Origin of the sequence: Cryobacterium sp. TMB3-10 (assembly GCF_004402305.1) — a bacterium.
Classification (GTDB): domain Bacteria; phylum Actinomycetota; class Actinomycetes; order Actinomycetales; family Microbacteriaceae; genus Cryobacterium; species Cryobacterium zongtaii.
The window spans coordinates 97,520-114,815 of the sequence record NZ_SOGH01000025.1 but is presented as its reverse complement, the minus strand read 5'-3'; the positions used below and the strand labels follow the sequence as shown (position 1 = coordinate 114,815).

Sequence of the window (17,296 nt, the reverse complement as noted above, 5' to 3'; positions counted from 1 at the left end):
GCGCCCACATGCTCGAGGTCAGCCCGTCACTGGCCACCGAGAAGCCGACCCTGGAGATCCACCCGCTGGGCATCGGCGGCAAAGACGACCCGGTGCGCCTGGTCTTCAATGCCGCCCCCGGCCCCGCCGTGGTCGTCGCGATGAGCGACATGCGCGACAGGTTCCGCCTCACCGCGAACGTCGTCGAGGTCGTCGAACCCACCCAAGCGCTACCCAAACTCCCCGTCGGCCGTGCCGTCTGGAAGCCCGCACCCGACTTCGCCACCTCCGCCGCCGCCTGGCTCACCGCCGGCGCCGCCCACCACACCGTCATGTCGACAGCCGTCGGCATCGAGGTGTTCCAAGACTTCGCCGAGATCGCTCAAACCGAGCTCCTCGTGATCGATGAAACCACCACCCTGCGGGACTTCTCCCGCGAGGTCCGATGGAACCAGGCGTACTACCGCCTGGCGCAAGGCCTGTAACACTCGGCCGCCGACCACTTGGGCGAAATGGGTCAGGCGCCGGCGTGCACCACGCGGTTGCGGCCGTCCCGCTTGGCCACGTACATGCGCACATCGGCGGCCCGCAACAGCGACGAGCTCGTGGCCGCATCGTCCGGGGCGAGCGCGACGCCCAGACTCACGGTGACCCGCAAGCCGGCGTCGATGGGCGACCAATCGTGACCGGCCACATCCAGCCGCACCTTTTCACACAGTGCGCCCGCGGCGGCCGCGTCGTGGGCGGGCAGAATGAGAAGGAATTCTTCCCCGCCCAGACGCGCCGCGATCGCCCCGGGAACCGACGCGACAGCCTGCGTCAGAATGCGGCCGAGCGTCCGCAGCACGTCGTCACCGACCTCGTGCGAAAGCGTGTCATTGATGCGCTTGAAATGGTCGACGTCGATCATCGCGATGGCGATGGGTGCGCCACCCTCGCGGAGGAGGGACAACAGGTTGCTGAGGTGCTCGTCGACGAACCGACGATTGCGTAGCTCTGTCAAAGGGTCGCGTTCGGCCATCTCGCGGTAGCGCTCGCTTTCCCGGCGGGACTCAGCGGTCTGGAACATCGCCTCGAGGATGCGTCCGCGCGCCTCGTTCTCGCTGGCGCCGAGAGCGATGGACTGTTCGTGGTAACTGCGGTAGGCCTCGAACGCCGCCCGAAAATCCTCTCGTTCGGCGTAGATCTCCGCCTGCTCGCGCATGAGCTCGGTGGCCCAGCGCACGAGCCCGTTCTCCCGGGTGAGCTCCCGACACTGGTCGACGACGGCCTGGGCCTCATCCAGATGCCCCCGCCTGCGACAGGTCTCGGCCAGGGTGACCTGGGCGGCGGCGATGCTGTCGGGGTGGAAGTCGACCGGCCTGGCCTCGATGGCCGCCACCAGGGTCGCTTCGGCTTCCTCCAGCCGTCCGGCAGAGAGGTAAACCCTGGCGATAGTGTCGCGGGCGTACATGCCGATCGGGCGGTTGTTGAGTTCGGACAGCGCGAGCAGGCTCTCGACCGCGACGAGTGCGTCGTCCTGATTGCCGGCCAGGTACTCCGTGAAGGCGAGGTTGTTCAAGATCATGTAGCGGATGCTGGTTTCAGGGTCGTCGATGACCAGACGAAGTGCCTCGTTGTAGCGGCGGCGTGCCTCGTCGAACGATCCAGTGGAGCCGAGGGCGTCGGCCAGGGTCAGGCGGGCGGCAGCCCGCATCAGGGGGCTCTCGGTCTCGCTCAGAAGGTCGTTCGTGGCGACGGCGTGTTCCAGGGCCAGGGCCCGGTCGCCCACCATCTCGAATACCGATCCGAGAACGTCGTGGCAGCGGGACTGCAGGGTGAGCTCGCCGTGCCGCTCCGCCCAACGCAGAATGCGCTGCACATCGGTGGCTCCCTGGCTCGGATCTCCCCTCCGGGTCATGATCGAGGCGATCTGCACCTCGAGGCGCCGGCTCAGCGCACCGTGCTCGCCTGCTCCCAACTCCGCCAGCCAGTCTTCGGCTGCAGCGAGCGCGACATCCTTGTCGATCCAGTACTGGCGCTCGACCCACGCCAGCCGGTCATCGACCGCCAGTTCGATTGCCGTCACTGTGTCCCCCTCCCCAACAGTCGGTTCCGATGTGTCAAAACCCGCCGGAGGTCTTCTCGAGGGAGAGGACGCACTGTTGTCGCTCAGCCTAGCCGTCCACGGCCTCCCCCAACTCAGGTTCGCGCGGTGCCGTTCTCACCCATTCCGGGTGATCCAGAACCGCCCTGCGTGATTAACGTGATTACCAGCCAAGGACTGTGACACGCTGCCCCATGCGGCGGCAGGGCCTCGGCCAGACGTTACAGGGAAAGGTGCCGACCATGAGTTTCTGGTCTAATTTTTGGGATTTCATCGGATTCTTCTTTTGGACATTCGTGTTCGTGTCCTACCTATTCGCACTCTTCGCCGTGATCATCGACGTGTTCCGGGATCGAACCCTGAACGGATGGGCGAAGGCGGCGTGGCTGCTGTTCATGGTCTTCGTGCCCATCCTGACCGTGCTCGTGTACGTCATCGCACGCGGCCGCGGTATGGCGGAGCGCCAGGTCAGCGCCGGGATGCAGGAGAGGGCGAGTACCGACGAGTACATCAGAAGTGTCGCCGGCAGCAATCCCGCGCAAGACATCGCCCAGGCCAAGCAGCTCCTCGACTCCGGAGCGATCAGCCAGGGTGAGTACGCGGTCTTGAAGGACCGGGCGCTGGGTAACACCCAGGCCCGATCCGACGTCGTCTGATCCGGTCGACCGACGAGCACAGACAGCGGGCGGCGCATCCGAGATGCCGCCGCCCGCTGTCGCTGTGTTCGCGCTCGGGTTAGAACTCGCGTCCGCCGGTGACCGGCAGCACGGCACCCGACGTGTACGACGAGTCCGTCGACGCCAGGTAGACGTACGCCGACGCCAGCTCGGCGGGCTGCCCGGCCCGACCCAGCGGTGTGTCCTGACCGAAAGTCGGCAGTTTCTCCGGCCACGAGGTCGCGGGGATCAGCGGGGTCCAGATCGGCCCGGGTGCAACGGCGTTGACCCGCACCCCGGTGGATCCCAGCTGCTGGGCGAGGGCCTGGGTGAACGCGACCAGCGCCGCCTTGGTCATCGCGTAGTCGATCAGTTCCGGTGACGGGCTGGACGCCTGGATCGACGTGGTCGTGATGATCGACGACCCCGCATTGAGGTGCGGGATCGCGGCACGGGCGATCCACAGCGTTGCGTAGAGGTTGGTCTTGAAGACCCTGTCGAACTCCTTGGTCGAGAGCGTCTCCAGACCGTTGCGGTTCTCCTGGTACGCGGCGTTCAGCACGAGAATGTCGAGACCGCCGAGCTGAGCCGTGGTGTGCCCCACAATGTCGATGCAGTGCTGTTCGTTGCGGATGTCGCCGGCCAGCAGCACCGCGGTGCGGCCGGCAGCCCGCACGAGCGAGGCGGTGTCTTCGGCGTCTTCCTGCTCTTCGGGCAGGTAGGAGATGGCCACGTCGGCACCCTCCCTGGCGAAGGCGATTGCGACGGCACGGCCGATCCCCGAGTCACCGCCGGTGATCAACGCCCGCTTGCCCACGAGCTTCCCGGTGCCGACATAGGTGTCTTCGCCGTGGTCGGGGCGCGGCACGGTCGCCGTGGTGAGGCCGGGCTGGTCCTGCTGCTGCAGCGGGAAGCCGCCGGTGTGATAACTGGTGACGGGGTTCTGGACGTCGGTCATGAAAGCTCCTTGCTGGCGAAGGGTCGAAGCCGGTACACGGCTTGCCAGGTTCATGACTGAGACGCGTCCAGCCCGCCGATCGTCACGGCAGGAGCCGGATTCAGTTCACGGCGCCCGGTTCCAGATCGTGGCGGGTAGCTAACCACTCGTCCAGTTCCAGGGCCGGAATCGGCCGCGACATGAAGAAGCCTTGCGCATGATCGCAGCCGTATCGGGCCAGCTCGTCGTACGCCACACTGCTCTCGACACCCTCTGCAACCATTCGCAGGCCCAGGCTGTGCGCCAGCTCGATGGTGGACGCCACCAGCGAGGCCGCGCGGGCGTCATGGGTCATCGGCAACACGAATGACCTGTCCAACTTGAGCTCGTCGATGGGCAGGTCGCGCAGGTAGGAGAGCGAGCTGTAGCCGGTGCCGAAGTCGTCGACCGCGATCTGGATTCCGGCTTCCCGCAGCCGGGTGAGCACGTCCCTAGCCCGGTCCCTGTCGCTCATCAAGAAGTCTTCGGTGACCTCCAGCATCAACGCCGACGCCGGCAGCCGTCGTGCGTTGACCATGCGCACGACCTCCTCCGGGAACTCGACGTTGACGAGGGAGCTGGCCGAGATGTTGACCGCGATGGTCAGGGCGTGGCCACCAGCGTGCCAAAGCACGGCTTGATCGAGAGCCTTGGTCAGCACGATCCGGGTGAGTGCGTGCATCAGCCCCGATTCCTCGACGAGGTCGAGGAAGTCCTCGGGCAGCAGCAGCCCGCGGGTCGGATGCTGCCAGCGCACGAGTGCTTCGACACCGGTGACCTCACCGTTTTGCAGACCGATCTTGGGTTGGTAGTACACCACGAGTTGGTCGTCGGTAAGGCCCAGGCGCAGGTCTTGCAGGGTGCGCAGCCTGGTGTCGCCGTGACTGTCATCTTCGGACTGGTACACGTGGTGGCCGTGCCGCCCGGACTTGGCCTTGTACATCGCCATGTCGGCACGGCGCAGCAGATCGCTGAGGTCGCGGCCCTGCTCGGGGAACAACGCGATGCCGATGCTGACACTGGTCTGCACGGCCAGCCCCTCGAGGGCGAAGGTTTGGGCGAGCGCGTCCCGCAGGCCCAACGCCACGACGGTGGCCTCGGCCTCGCCGGCATCAGCGAGCAGGATGGCGAATTCGTCGCCGCCGAGCCGGGCCAGCCTGGCTCCCGGCGGCAGCGCTGCCGCCAGGCGGCCGCTCACCAGCACCAGCAGCCTGTCGCCGACGTCGTGTCCGAGGCTGTCGTTGACTTCCTTGAACCTGTCGAGGTCGAGTAGCAGGAGCGCACTGTGCCGTTGACGGGAGGGCGTGCGACTGAGGGTGAGCAGCGCGGGCGCATCCGTGTACAGCGCCCGCCGGTTGGGCAGCCCGGTCAGGTCGTCGGTCCGGGCCTGCCGGCGCAGCAGCCGCTGCCGGAATACCAGCGGGATCGCGGCCAGGGACACGGTGAGGCTGGCCAGGATGACCGCGGCAACCGGCTGGACGACCTGCGTGCCGAGGATGAGTACGCCCAGTCCGGCGGCGACGGCCACCGCGGGAACGAACAGGGCCGGGGTCTTTCGGGCGCCCACGACGATGCCGCGTTGGGGGCGGTCGGTCGCGTCGACCCACACCGCCATCAGGGCGAGACCGAGCGCCCACGCGGCATCGAGCGGAACGCCGACGATGTAGGTGCCACTCACCTCCAGCAGCGCATAGACCACGTCGGCGCCGGCGAAGACGACAAGGCCGCCGACCAGAAACGCCCAGCGCGAGCCGATGTGCAAGCCCGGGGCGGCGGCGATGCCGGCGATCGCGGCGACGAGGAGCAGGTCGAAGACCGGGTAAGCAACCGCGACGGCTGTGGCCAGGATCGCGGACTCATCGGCCGCCTCGGTGAGCACCGGGCCGAGGACGGCAGCGAGGACCGCGGCAGCGCCGAGGGCCCCGACCGCGCTATCCAGCAGGACGGACCAGGCCAGGCCGCGCATCTGTCTGCGGACAAGAGCCACGAGGGCGAGAAGCATCAGCGGGTAAAACAGCAGATATCCGAAATCGGCCGGGGACGGGAACGGCAGTTCGCCGCCCGCATCCATAGCGAGCACGTAGTAAGTGTCGGCGGCGGCATTGAACGTCACCGCGAGCGTGGCGAAGAGAACGTCGCCACGGGCGAAGCCCGTGCGCACAACGGCCACCCAGAAGACCGCGACGGGCACCCATTGGGTGAGCTCGCCCAACCAGATGTCAACGAGGGGGCTGGGGCCCGCACCGTTCAGAAGCAGTCCGAGCGTGTACGCCGCCACAAGCACAAAAACGGCCCAGATCAGCCATCGGTCCCCATCGCCGCGATGCGTTCTGTCACGCCAGTTCACCCACACGTGACTCTCCCTCAGATCTCCGCTCAGCCTACCGCCCGGCCGGCCGTGACTTTGGTCCCTGGCGACCAGAACGGGCCCAGCGACCGTGCGGTCGCGGGGCCCGGGCGATGCGAATTGTTACTTGCGGGTGCCGGCGATCAGGGCGCGCACAAGGTCGAGCTGGGCGTCGTCGGCGAAAGCGCCGGAGAGGCCGACCACGCTGGTGCCCGCGGCCAGGAATTCCGGCGCGTTCAGGGCGGTCACGCCGCCGGTGGCGATGAAGTTGGTGTCCGGGTACGGACCCTTCTGGGCCTTGACCCAGGCCGCTCCGAGCAGGGACGCGGGGAACGCCTTCACCCAGGTGAGACCCAGGGCGCGGGCCTGCAGGATTTCGGTGGCCGTGGCGATGCCCGGCAGGTGCGGGATGCCGCGGCGCACGCTTTCGGCCACGATGGCCGGGTCGAGGCCGGGCGAGACCGTGAACGCGACGCCCACGTTCGTCGCAGCGTCGAGCTGGTCGATCGTGGTCACGGTGCCGGCGCCGATCACGAGGCCTCGTTCGGCAGCAGCGTCGGCGACGGCCTGCAGCACGGGGACGGCGTCGAGGGTCTGGATCGGGATTTCGACGTGTTCAACCCCGGCGTCCCAGGCGCGCACCGACAGGCGTACGGCTTCGGCGGCCGACAGCCCGCGGAAGACCGCGATGACGGGGACTCGGAAGAAGTCGCCGGGGAACCACTGGGTGGCGCTGAGAGGCTGGGTGGTGGTGCTGGTGGACGAGGTCATGCGGGTTCTCTCCTGAGGTCGAACGTACGGTCGTGGGTGGCTGGCGCGGACGGTTCGTCGGCCGACATCCGCTGGCCGAGTCCCGGGCGGAAGTCCTGGCGGCTGCCCAGCGCCCAGGCGGCGCGGGAGTGACCGCGCTCGAGGCGCTCCGCGGAGGGTTCCGCAGAGAGCAGGCTGGACAGGTAGCCGGCGGCGAAGGCGTCGCCCGCGCCGACGGGTTCGACGACGTCGACCTTGCGGGCCGGCACCACCGTGACGGTGTCGGTGCCGTCCGCGGCGAGGGCGAATTCGGTGGCATCGATCGAGGAATCCTTCACCACCAGATACGGCAGCCGGGGCAGCAGGGCCCGCACGTCGGCCGCGGTGGCACAGCCCCACAGCACGGCGGCTTCATCGAGTCCGACGAGGACGACGGTTGCCTTCTCGGCCAGGGCGAGCAGCCGCGGCGCGGCATCCAGAACCGACCAGATACCGGGGCGGAAGTTGATGTCGAACGAGACCGACGCCCCCCAGTCCGCGGCGTGGTCGAGCACGTGTTCCACAAGAGCGGAGCAGCTGTCCGACAACGCGGGGGTGATCCCGGTGGTGTGGATCCACCGGGCGCCGGCCAGGGGCCAGCCGTCGGCATCCGCGATCTTCAGCGTGGATGCCGCCGAGCCTTGGCGGTAGTAGAACACGTGTGCTCCGCTACCGGTGTCGGGCTCCTTGAGGTAGAGCCCGGTTGGTGCGTCGGCGGTGCGGCCGACCCACCGGGTGTCGACGCCGGCGGCGCCGAGGGCGTCGATGATCTTGGTGCCGACCGGGTCGGTGCCCACGGCGCTGGCCCACGCCACGGCGTGGCCGAGTTCGGCCAGGTGCATGGCGACGTTCGATTCGGCACCGCCGGTGCCCAGGGTGAAACCGGTCGCGGTGTTCAACGGCACCGAGCTGGTGGGCGTGAACATGCCCATCGTCTCGCCGAAGCAGACCACGGTTGGCTGCGAGGCACCCATTAGGTCACGGCCCCGATGTGCCACGGCACGAACTCTTCCTGGCCCACGTCGAATTCTTCGCTGACGGTCTGGGTGCCGCTGGCGACGGCGATGATCATCTCGAGGATCTCGGCGCCGACCTCGTCTACGGTGGCGTTGCCGTCGGCGATCCGGCCGGCGTCGATGTCGATGTCGTCGCCCTGGCGCAGGAACAGTTCCGTATTGGTGCCCACCTTGATGCTCGGGGTGGGCTTGCAGCCGAAGACCGAGCCGCGGCCGGTGGTGAAGACCACGACGGTGGCCCCGCCGGCGACCAGGCCGGTGACCGAGACCGGGTCGTACCCGGGGGTGTCCATGAAGCCCAGGCCGCGGGTGTCGATCGGTTCCGCGTACTCGTACACGGCGGCGAGATCGGCGTGGCCGGCCTTGGCAACGGCGCCCAGCGACTTCTCCAGAATGGTGCTGATACCGCCGGCCTTGTTGCCCGGGGAGGGGTTGTTGTCCATGGTGCCGCCGTTGGCGTGGATGTAGGTTTCCCACCAATCGATCCGGTCGATCAGCTTGTGACCGACCGCGGGGGTGGTGGCGCGGGCCGTGAGCAGGTGCTCGGCGCCGTAGATCTCCGGGGTCTCGGCGAGAACGGATGTTCCGCCGTGCGCCACGAGAACATCCGACGCCCAGCCCAGGGCCGGGTTGGCCGTGATGCCGGAGTAACCGTCGGAGCCGCCGCAGTTCAGGCCCAGCACCAGCTCGGAGATGTCGATGGGTTCGCGGTGGCGGTTATTGATCTGTTCGGCCAGGGTGAGGATCTTCTCGACGCCGGCGGCGACGGTGTTGCGCATGCCGCCGGTCTCCTGGATCGACAGGGACTCCACCACGGTGTCGCTGGGCAGGGCGCCCTCGGCGAGGACCAGGCTGGTCGGGGTCATCTCGCAGCCGAGGCTGAGCATCAGGACGCCCGCGATGTTGGGATGGCTGGCATAGCCGTTGAGCGTGCGGAGCAGCACCTGGGCGCCTTCGCTTTCCAGCACGAGGCCGCAGCCGCTCTGGTGGGTGAGGGCGATGACGCCGTCGACGTTCTCGAACCCGTCCAACGCGCCACCGCGGAATCTGTCGGCGATGAGCTTGGCAGTGGTTCCGGAGCAGTTGACCGTGGTGAGGATCGCGATGTAGTTACGCGTACCGGCCCGGCCGTCGGCGCGGCGGTAACCGTCGAAGGTTCGGCGGGCCGTCGGGGCCGGCAGCTCGGTGTGCACGGTGCCGAATTCGTGGGTGCGGGCAGCGAGGTCCATGCCGATGTTGTGGCTGTGCACCTGCTCGCCCCGGCTGATCGGCGCCGTGGCAACCCCGATCGACTGGCCGTACTTGTGCACGGTGGCGCCGACGTCGAGGTCGGTGAGGGCGACCTTGTGGCCGCTCGGGATGAGCGTGGTGACGGTGAGGAGACCGTCGCCGACGGGGAGGGTCTCCCCCGGCTGGAGGTCTCGGAGGGCGACCGCGACGTCGTCGCCCTCGGCCATGACCAGCACGGAAGTGCCGGTGGTGATGCTGTCGATGTGTGACATGAAATGAGTCCTTAGATAAGCGAGACGGTCGGGCTTACGCCTGGCCGATGATTCCCTTTTCCCAGCGGCCTGCTTCGAGGTCGTGGGCGATGGCGGTGTACTTGTCGTCGGACAGGTTGTAGAGGAAGTAGACGATCACGGCGGCCAGGGCGAGGGCGACGGCCGGGTAGAGGGTCATCACGGCCTTGATACCGAAGAGGGTTTCCTCCGACTGGCTGGCGCCCTGGGCGATGTAGCCGGTGACGGCGAGCATCCCGGCGCCCACGAGGGCGGCAATGGACTGGGCGATCTTGCGGGAGAAGTTGAAGGCCGCGTAGGTCATGGTCTCCTTGCGCACTCCGGTGTGCCATTCGCCGTAGTCGATGGTGTCGGAGACGAACGCCCAGGTGACGGCGTTCGGGATGGCCAGGGCCATGTAGCCGATGGTCACCAGCAGCATGAAGGTCCACAGGTTGGTGGGGATCATGAAGTTCAGGCCGTTGGCGATCACACCGATGATGAATCCGCCCATGGCGGTGCGCTTCTTGCCGAATCGGCCGACCAGACGGGGCACGAACATGATGCCCACGATGGAGGCGCCGATCATGACCAGGTTCAGCACCGGTTGCAGGGCGATGTTGCCGAGGTTGTATTCGGCGAAGAAGATCATCATCATGTTGTTCACGTTCATGGCGGAGATCGTGAACAGGGTCATCAGCACCAGGCCGAGCAGCGGCCGGTTGGTGAAGATCGCCTTGGCGTAGTCCTTCATGCCGTTCTGCTCGAAGCCCACGGCGCGGTTGACGTAGACGCGTTCCTTGGTGCCGCGGTAGCAGATGTAGAAGGAGATGATGCCGATGAGGGCGAACACCGCGGAGGCCCACATGTAGTTGGCGCCGGTCATGCCGCCGAACACCATCATGATCGGGATGAACGCGAAGCCGCAGATCCACTGAGCACCGAGCGAACCGGCCTGGCGGGTGGTGGCCAGCTGGGCGCGGTCCTTGATGTTGCGGGTCATCACCGAGGCCAGCGACCCGTACGGGTCGTTGGTGAAGGAGTAGATGAGGCCCCAGATGGCGTAGGTGCCGGCCGCGTAGGCGATCTTCCAGCCCATGCTGACGTCGGGCATCGTGAAGGTGACCACGGTCATCACGCCGAGGAGGATCGAGGAGACCATCATCACCGGGCGGAACTTGCCGCGCTTGCCGAACTTGCGGCTGTCGATGTAGGCCGCCGCGATCGGGTCCATGAACGCGTCGAAGATCTTGGCGAGCGAGAAGATGAGGGCCACGACGCCCGCGGCAATGCCGGCGGTGTCGATCCAGAACTTGGTCAGGTACGACTGACCCAGGTCGAACATGAAGCCGTTGCCGAAGTCGCCGAACCCATAAGAGACCTTCTCCTTGGTGGAGATGCGCTCGATGGTGGCGGTCCCGGGCTGAGGAGCAGCTGGGGCTGATTCCCCAGCTTCAATACCAGTTTGAATTGCCATGACTCACATACACACTTTCGATTTGAACGGATATCGGGCAGTGGCCTGGTTACAGACCGAAGTAGTTGTTCGCGTTGTTGAAGCAGATGTCTTCGACCATCCGGCCGAGGATGGCCTCGTCGTCGGGGACCTCGCCGAGTTCGACCCATTCGCCAATCAGCTCGCAGAGGATGCGGCGGAAGTACTCGTGCCGCGGGTAGGACAGAAAGCTGCGGGAGTCGGTGAGCATGCCGACGAAGTTGGAGAGCAGGCTCTCGTCGGCGAAGGTGGACAGCTGCAGCCGCATGCCGTTGCGGGTGTCGTTGTGCCACCAGGCGCTGCCCAGCTGCATCTTCTGAACGGTGTCCTTCTGGTAGGCGCCCATCAGGGTGACGAGCGGCATGTAGTCGTTGGGGTTGAGGGAGTAGAGCATCGTGCGCGGGATGGCGTCTTCGAGTTCCATCGAGTCGAACAACGCGGCGAGCGGCTCGGCGACGCTTCGGTCGTTGAGGCCGTCGTAGCCGGTGTCCGGGCCGAGCTTGCCCAGCATCACGGTGTTGGTGTTGCGCAGGGCGTGCAGGTGCAGCTGCATGGTCCAGTTCTTGCGGTGGTACATGCGCATCAGCGCCTTGAGCACCGCGGTGCGGTACTGGGCGATGCCGAGGTCGGTGAGCGTGCCGCCGGTCATGGCCGTCGTGACGATGACGTCGAGCTCGGCTTCGGTCGACTCCGCATATACGACGGTGTCCAGGGCGTGGTCGGAGAGCCGGGCGCCCATGGAGTGGAAGAAGTCGACCCGGGCCGACAGGGCGTCGACGATGTCGGCGAAGGAGCCGATCTTGACCCCGGCGGCCGTGCCGAGGGTGACCAGGTAGTCCACGTAACCGGCGGCGTGGATGTTCATGGCCTTGTCCGGGCGGAACGCGGGGACAACGGTGAAGGCCGTCTCGCTCTGGAGCAGTTCGTGGAAGTGCAGGTCGTCTGCGGGGTCATCCGTGGTGCAGATGGTCGTGACGTTGCTGGACCGGATCAGGCTGCGGCGGGAGAACCCGGCCGTGGCCAGCAGGGCGTTGGCGCGGTCGTAGACCTCGCGGGCGGTTTCGCGGCTAAGGACCAGGTCGATGTTGAAAAAGCGCTTGAGTTCGAGGTGGGTCCACACGTAGAGCGGGTTGCCGAGAGCCTTTTCGACGGTACCGGCCCACGCGTAGAACTTGTCGAAGTCGTCGCCGTCGCCGGTGATGAGGTTCTCCGGCACGCCGTTGGCACGCATCAGGCGCCATTTGTAATGGTCGCCTTTCAACCACACCTCGGTGATGCTGGCGAAGTTCTGGTCTTCGTAGATCTCCTGGGGGTTCAGATGGCAGTGGAAATCGATGATCGGCATGTGCTTGGCGTGATTGTGAAACAGCTTCTTCGCCATGTCGGTGCCGAGCAGGAAGTCGTCGTTGAGGAGCATGATCTGCGGTCCTTTGTCTGGGGTCGGTCGGGGGTTAGGCGCGGACGGCGAGGTCGGCGATGGTGGCGCGCACGCCGCGGTCGCGCAGGGCGTCGAGGCCGGCAGCGACCTGGTCGACGAGGCCGTCGAGCTCGGTGAGGTCGGTGCCCCACAGGGTGGTGTCGGCCAGGATCGTAGCGACGTAAGCATCCGTGGCGTAGGCGGCGTGGAAGGCCGCGATGGTCTCAGCGCTGTCGACCGGGGTGATCGTGACGGCTGGGTCGCCGCTGTAGGCGAGCAGGATGGCGGAAAGCGCGAGCGTGACTCGGGGCGGGAAGGTGCCGTTCTTGGTGTGGAAGCCGGTGAGGACCGGCAGCAGGCGGCTCTTGAACTTGGAGGCGCTGTTCAGGGCGATTGCGGAGAGCTCGTGGTGCATGAACGGGTTCTCGAAGCGCTCCTTCACCGACTCGGCGTACGCCGCGAGTTCGTCGTGCGGTAGGTCGAGCACGGGCATGATCTCCTCGTACATCACCGCTTCGACGAGCGGGCCGAAGTCGGCATCGAGCATCACGTCGCGCACGGTCTCAACGCCGGCGAGGCGGGCGAGGGAGGCCATCGTGGTGTGCGGGGCGTTGAGCAGGAACACCTTGCGTTCGCGGTACGGGGTCATGTCGTCGGTCACGGTTACGTTGAGGCCGGCCCGGGCCAGCGGCAGGCTCTCGGTGAGTGACTGCGGGCCCTCGATGACCCAGAGCAGGAACGGTTCGGCCTTGACGATGAGGCGGTCTTCGAAGCCGAACTCGGCGCAGAGTTCCTCGGCGCGGTCCTTGGGGTAGCCGGGGACGATCCGGTCGACCAGGCTGGAGTAGAAGGTGTTGTCGGTGTTGACCCACTGAATGAAGTCGGCGCTGAGGCCCCAGTTCGCGGCGGTTGCGAGAACAGTTTCCTTGAGTTTGTCGCCGTTGCGCTCGATGAGCTCGCACGGAATCAGCTGAAAGCCCTTCTTGCCGAGCTCGAACCGGCGGAACAAGAGCGCGGTGAGCTTGCCGGGGAAGCTGGCGTGGGGCGTGTCGGCCAGCTTGTCTTCTGCGTTGTAGACAATGCCGGACTCGGTGGTGTTGGAGAAGATGAACTCGATGTCGTCGTCTTCGGCGAGGGCGAGGTAGGCCTCGTAGTCGGTGTACGGGTTGACGGTGCCGTTGACCAGAGTGATCACCTCGTGGGACTGCACTTCTTCGCCGTCCTGCTTGCCTTCCAGCAGCACCGTGTACAGGCCGTCCTGCTCGTCGAGCATGGCGACGAGGCCGCCGGCCAGGGGCTGCACGATCTTGACGCCACCGTTGAACAGCCCCTGCTTGTTCATCTGCTGGAGCTGCCAGTCCACGAATCCGCGCAGGAAGTTGCCCTCGCCGAACTGGATGGCGCGGGTGGGCAGGGTCTGAACCGGGTGGATGGCGCTGGTGAGTCGTTCCATGACGAGCTGTCCTTCGTGGTGCTGTTCGGTGTGTTGCGGGTGGGGTGCGACAGCGATGCCGACGCTCATGCTGGTGCTCTGGCCCGGGGCGAGGATGGCGGCCTGGTCGCGCACGTTGCAGGCCTCGACGCAGACGGTCTCGGTCCATTCGTCGTCGCCGTAGTCGCCCATCGCGGCGGCCTTGACGGTGCCGGGGTTCCAGACGACGGTCTGGGCGGCATCGGTGTCGCCGACCGTTATTGTGCGTGCATTGGTGACGTCGTCGATGGTGACGGTGCGGGGCATCGGGTAGATCCGGTCGATCTCGGCGCCGACGATGGAGACGGGCAGGGCCGAACTCGACGTGACGGCCGGGGTGACGCTGCGGTCGAGGTAGGGCAGGTCAGTGAGCCCGAGGAGCTGAGTCGTGCGGGCGTCGCCGACGGCGAAATAGGTGTGGAGTGCGGTCTCCACCGAAACCGTGGCGGTTCCCTCGTTGAGAACCACGAGCTCGAGGGTGAGCTGGGCGCCGATGGTAACGGTGTATCGCATCGACACCGGCTGGGCAGTGCCGTCCTCATCGGGCTGAGTACCGACCAGGTCGAAGGTGAGCACGGCATCGGGGCCGACGATGGCTGCAGCGGTGAGGGTCCAGGGCGAAATGCGTGCCCAACCGTGGTTGGGTGCCGTGGCGTCGGTGGGATTCGGGCCGAACCAGGGGAAGCACACCGGAATGCCGCCGCGAAGGGCAGCGGAGGACGAGTATGCGCTGTGTTCACTCATCCACAGCACCGGTTTCTGGCCGGTGGGGGTCCACTGGGCGACGTGTGCGCCGTGCAGGTAGACCAGCGCGGTGGCCGCAGGAAGAGCGACTTCAACGGCCGGCAACGAGCCTGCCCCTGTCACCATTCGGATGCCGCTCGGCAGCGGGAGAGCACTCTCGCTTGCCGACCCAGGTTCGTGCGCAGTTCCCTGCATGAGTTCCTCCACTGTGAGAATCAGCCAGATCTATTCTGAATCTGTTCCGCGTGATGGAACATGAGTCCGTCACGTGAACTCAACATAACCCCGTGCGATTCCTTTTCGCAACTTGGGCGGCCGAGGAATCGACGTCAGACCGGAACGACGCGTCTGAAGCAGGCGTTTGTCGCGTTGTCAAGGGTCTGACGGCATCGAATCCGGCTCGGAGCGCGGCGGGATGCCACCGAGATTCCGCAACCGTGGTTAAATGGTCCGCAGGGCAGAACTTCAGAACAGAGGTGGGACACATGACGGTGGCGAACGAGATCGAGGCCACGACCGCGCCTGAGCTCGACGGGCTGGGCAACCGGGCCAAGGACAATGCGGCACAGAAGCTCCTGCGGGTGCTTGAGGCCGTGTCCAACCCGGGTGACTCCCACCGGCTCAGCGACCTGGTGAAGGAAACCGGCCTGGCCAAGACCAGCGTCTTCCGCTTGCTGAGCGAGCTGATCGACAGCGGGTACGTCACCCGTCGCCCCGACGGCAGCTACGCGCCCGGTCGCTCGCTGCGCCTCCTCGCGCTCAAGCTCACCGCCGGCCCCAACGACTCCGACCTGGTGGGAGCCAGGCTCCGGCAGCTGCAGACCGACGTGCGCAGCACCATCCACTTCGCGCTGCGCACCGGGGACTTCGCCACCTACGTGGAGAAGATCGAGGACACCGCCCAGCCGATCCAGATCGCTTCGCGGGTCGGCGGCCAGATTCCGCTGCATTCGACGGCGATCGGCAAGTCGATCCTGGCCCACCTCCCCGAGAGCGAGGTGCGCAATTACGCGACCCGCACCGGGTTGCACTCCCGCACCGCGTTCACCATCACAACCGTCGCCGACCTGCTCGCCGACGGTGCGCTGGTGCGCAACCGCGGCTTCTCCATCGACGACCAGGAAAACGAGGAGCACATCCGCTGCATGGCGGTGCCGGTGTTCGACACCCAGCAGCACCTCATCGGCGGCATCGGCATCACGACCATCGCCCCCCTGGTAGCCAGGGAGACGCTCGAGTCCTATGCTCCGCTGCTGATGACGGCGGCCCGCGACGTGATGACCCTGCTCTAGGCAACCGGCGCCGGTCAGCCTCGCGCCGGCAGGATACGCAGAATGACCCCGGCGCTGCCGGGGTCATTCGTCATGGGCTGGAAATGCCAACTCGCCACTCGAGCGGTTGCACGGATCGGCCGGACCCGCGCACCGCAGTCGACGGGACTAACCCTGGCGAGCCTTGAATCGGGGGTTCAACTTGTTGATGACGAATGTGCGCCCATGGCGCCGCACCGTCTGTGAACCCTGCATCTTCTTCATCGAACCCAGTGAGTTACGCACCTTCATCCTGGCTCCCTTCCGTCGGTTACCCAAAGCAACACACAACGGCCGAAATTATTCCGCTCCGGCGGCCTTCGGCGCGTCGAGCACCCGGCGTGGGCCGGCACCGTCTGTGCGCAGGCGGTCATCGGAGTTCACGACGGCGCACCGGGTTTGCGACAGGCAACCGCAGCCGATGCAGCCGGTGAGTTCGGCCTGCATCCGCTCGAGCACGGCTTGCTGCCTGGCCAGGTGCTCCCCCCAGGTGGCGGAAATGGTGCCCCACTCGGCCCGGCTCGGTGGGCGGCTGTCCGGCAGGTCCTTGAGGATCACGGCGACCTCGGCCAGCGAGATCCCGTAGCGCACCGAAACCTGGATGAGGGCGATGCGCCTCAGCACGTGCCGCGGGAAGAGGCGCACGTTGCCGCTGGAGCGCAGCGCGGGGATCAGCCCCAGCGTTTCGTAGTAGCGCACGGTGGAGACCGGGACTCCGGCGCGGGCGGCAATCTGCCCGATCGGCAGGAGATCCTTGCTGGACAAGTGCTCTGACAGTGGGCCTTCTCCTTGATCTCAAGTGCACTTGAGACGATATCGTAAACAAATGACCGCATATACGCTTCCCACGCTGACCTATGACTATGCCGCCCTCGAACCCGCCATCAGCGGGCGCATTATGGAGCTCCACCACAGCAAGCACCACCAGGCCTATGTGACCGGCGCCAACGCCGCACTCGACCAGCTCGCTGAGGCCCGCGAATCAGGCAACCTCACCTTCGTCAACAAGCTTCAGAAGGACCTTTCCTTCAACCTCGGCGGCCACGTCAACCACTCCATCTTCTGGACCAACATGTCCCCGGACGGTGGCGACAAGCCCACCGGCGAGCTCGCTGCCGCGATCGACGACACCTTCGGTTCGTTCGAGAAGTTCCAGGCTCACTTCACCGCCGTGGCCATGGGCGTTCAGGGCTCCGGCTGGTCGATCCTCGCCTGGGACACCCTGGGTCAGCAGCCCATCATCGTGCAGCTCTATGACCAGCAGGGCAACCTGCCCGCCGGCATCGTCCCGTTGCTCATGCTCGACGTCTGGGAGCACGCCTACTACCTCGACTACCAGAACGTGCGCGCCGACTACGTCAAGGCGTTCTGGACCGTCACCGATTGGGAGAACGTCTCCGCCCGCTTCACCAAGGCGCGCGACACCACCTCGGGCTTGATCACGCTGTAACCCCGGCGCCCCTCTGGCGAGCCGTGAGAAAAGCCCCAAAAACCTGAGGTTTTTGGGGCTT

General features: G+C 66.4%; 14 protein-coding genes and 1 pseudogene. 4 read left to right on the top strand and 11 right to left on the bottom strand.

The window, feature by feature from the left end:
• A pseudogene (locus tag E3T22_RS13940) lies at window positions 1-464 on the top strand (L-arabinose isomerase); the annotation flags it as partial.
• A gap of 32 nt (window positions 465-496) precedes the next feature.
• Here E3T22_RS13940 and E3T22_RS13935 read toward each other — a convergent pair.
• Window positions 497-2,047, bottom strand: coding sequence for a diguanylate cyclase (locus E3T22_RS13935; protein ID WP_134480923.1), 1,551 nt, complete (start codon window positions 2,045-2,047; stop codon window positions 497-499).
• A gap of 260 nt (window positions 2,048-2,307) precedes the next feature.
• On the opposite strand from E3T22_RS13935, the gene E3T22_RS13930 reads away from it, so the two are divergent.
• Entirely contained in the window at window positions 2,308-2,721 is a 414-nt protein-coding gene (locus E3T22_RS13930) for a PLDc N-terminal domain-containing protein (RefSeq protein ID WP_088458119.1), read from the top strand.
• A gap of 79 nt (window positions 2,722-2,800) precedes the next feature.
• On the opposite strand, the gene E3T22_RS13925 is transcribed toward E3T22_RS13930, so the two are convergent.
• The 8 genes from E3T22_RS13925 to E3T22_RS13890 form a co-directional block, all read right to left on the bottom strand.
• Window positions 2,801-3,679 carry an SDR family oxidoreductase gene (locus E3T22_RS13925; protein WP_134480924.1) on the bottom strand — a complete coding sequence of 293 codons (879 nt, stop codon included), beginning with the start codon at window positions 3,677-3,679 and terminating at the stop codon, window positions 2,801-2,803.
• Window positions 3,680-3,779: 100 nt separating this feature from the next.
• Window positions 3,780-6,044: a bifunctional diguanylate cyclase/phosphodiesterase gene (locus E3T22_RS13920; protein ID WP_134480925.1), complete on the bottom strand. Its 2,265-nt coding sequence runs from the start codon at window positions 6,042-6,044 to the stop codon at window positions 3,780-3,782.
• Window positions 6,045-6,167: 123 nt separating this feature from the next.
• Window positions 6,168-6,815: a bifunctional 4-hydroxy-2-oxoglutarate aldolase/2-dehydro-3-deoxy-phosphogluconate aldolase gene (locus E3T22_RS13915; RefSeq protein WP_134480926.1), complete on the bottom strand. Its 648-nt coding sequence runs from the start codon at window positions 6,813-6,815 to the stop codon at window positions 6,168-6,170.
• Complete coding sequence (locus E3T22_RS13910) at window positions 6,812-7,807, bottom strand: sugar kinase (RefSeq protein WP_088457273.1); 996 nt, start codon at window positions 7,805-7,807, stop codon at window positions 6,812-6,814. Before E3T22_RS13910 ends, E3T22_RS13915 begins: the two co-directional genes overlap by 4 nt.
• The gene (locus tag E3T22_RS13905) at window positions 7,807-9,351 is read right to left on the bottom strand and encodes a UxaA family hydrolase (protein WP_134407848.1); all 1,545 of its coding nucleotides are present in this window, start codon (window positions 9,349-9,351) and stop codon (window positions 7,807-7,809) included. The genes E3T22_RS13910 and E3T22_RS13905 overlap by 1 nt, the downstream gene beginning before the upstream one ends.
• Before the next feature lie 34 nt (window positions 9,352-9,385).
• Window positions 9,386-10,825 carry a glycoside-pentoside-hexuronide (GPH):cation symporter gene (locus E3T22_RS13900; protein WP_088457275.1) on the bottom strand — a complete coding sequence of 480 codons (1,440 nt, stop codon included), beginning with the start codon at window positions 10,823-10,825 and terminating at the stop codon, window positions 9,386-9,388.
• A 49-nt stretch (window positions 10,826-10,874) separates the two neighbouring features.
• Entirely contained in the window at window positions 10,875-12,260 is a 1,386-nt protein-coding gene (uxaC, locus tag E3T22_RS13895; protein WP_134480927.1) for a glucuronate isomerase, read from the bottom strand.
• 34 nt (window positions 12,261-12,294) lie between these two features.
• Complete coding sequence (locus tag E3T22_RS13890; protein ID WP_166788757.1) at window positions 12,295-14,601, bottom strand: tagaturonate reductase; 2,307 nt, start codon at window positions 14,599-14,601, stop codon at window positions 12,295-12,297.
• A 359-nt stretch (window positions 14,602-14,960) separates the two neighbouring features.
• Between E3T22_RS13890 and E3T22_RS13885 the strand changes: the two genes are divergently transcribed.
• On the top strand, window positions 14,961-15,767 hold the full coding sequence (locus tag E3T22_RS13885; protein WP_088457278.1) for an IclR family transcriptional regulator: 807 nt from the start codon (window positions 14,961-14,963) through the stop codon (window positions 15,765-15,767).
• Window positions 15,768-15,914: 147 nt separating this feature from the next.
• Here the strand turns inward: E3T22_RS13885 and E3T22_RS13880 are convergent, their stop codons facing one another.
• Together E3T22_RS13880 and soxR are read right to left on the bottom strand one after the other, a co-directional pair.
• Entirely contained in the window at window positions 15,915-16,037 is a 123-nt protein-coding gene (locus E3T22_RS13880; protein WP_088457279.1) for a ribosomal protein bL36, read from the bottom strand.
• A 48-nt stretch (window positions 16,038-16,085) separates the two neighbouring features.
• The gene (gene soxR, locus E3T22_RS13875) at window positions 16,086-16,550 is read right to left on the bottom strand and encodes a redox-sensitive transcriptional activator SoxR (protein ID WP_134407846.1); all 465 of its coding nucleotides are present in this window, start codon (window positions 16,548-16,550) and stop codon (window positions 16,086-16,088) included.
• A gap of 61 nt (window positions 16,551-16,611) precedes the next feature.
• On the opposite strand from soxR, the gene E3T22_RS13870 reads away from it, so the two are divergent.
• On the top strand, window positions 16,612-17,235 hold the full coding sequence (locus tag E3T22_RS13870) for a superoxide dismutase (protein WP_088457281.1): 624 nt from the start codon (window positions 16,612-16,614) through the stop codon (window positions 17,233-17,235).
• Window positions 17,236-17,296 lie beyond the last annotated feature (61 nt).

Coding starts and splice junctions, on each gene's coding strand:
- E3T22_RS13930 (WP_088458119.1), top strand. CDS start 2,308: ATGAGTTTCTGGTCTAATTTTTGGGATTTCATCGGATTCTTCTTTTGG.
- E3T22_RS13925 (WP_134480924.1), bottom strand. CDS start 3,679: ATGACCGACGTCCAGAACCCCGTCACCAGTTATCACACCGGCGGCTTC.
- E3T22_RS13915 (WP_134480926.1), bottom strand. CDS start 6,815: ATGACCTCGTCCACCAGCACCACCACCCAGCCTCTCAGCGCCACCCAG.
- E3T22_RS13910 (WP_088457273.1), bottom strand. CDS start 7,807: ATGGGTGCCTCGCAGCCAACCGTGGTCTGCTTCGGCGAGACGATGGGC.
- E3T22_RS13905 (WP_134407848.1), bottom strand. CDS start 9,351: ATGTCACACATCGACAGCATCACCACCGGCACTTCCGTGCTGGTCATG.
- E3T22_RS13900 (WP_088457275.1), bottom strand. CDS start 10,825: ATGGCAATTCAAACTGGTATTGAAGCTGGGGAATCAGCCCCAGCTGCT.
- uxaC (WP_134480927.1), bottom strand. CDS start 12,260: ATGCTCCTCAACGACGACTTCCTGCTCGGCACCGACATGGCGAAGAAG.
- E3T22_RS13890 (WP_166788757.1), bottom strand. CDS start 14,601: ATGGTGACAGGGGCAGGCTCGTTGCCGGCCGTTGAAGTCGCTCTTCCT.
- E3T22_RS13885 (WP_088457278.1), top strand. CDS start 14,961: ATGACGGTGGCGAACGAGATCGAGGCCACGACCGCGCCTGAGCTCGAC.
- E3T22_RS13880 (WP_088457279.1), bottom strand. CDS start 16,037: ATGAAGGTGCGTAACTCACTGGGTTCGATGAAGAAGATGCAGGGTTCA.
- E3T22_RS13870 (WP_088457281.1), top strand. CDS start 16,612: ATGACCGCATATACGCTTCCCACGCTGACCTATGACTATGCCGCCCTC.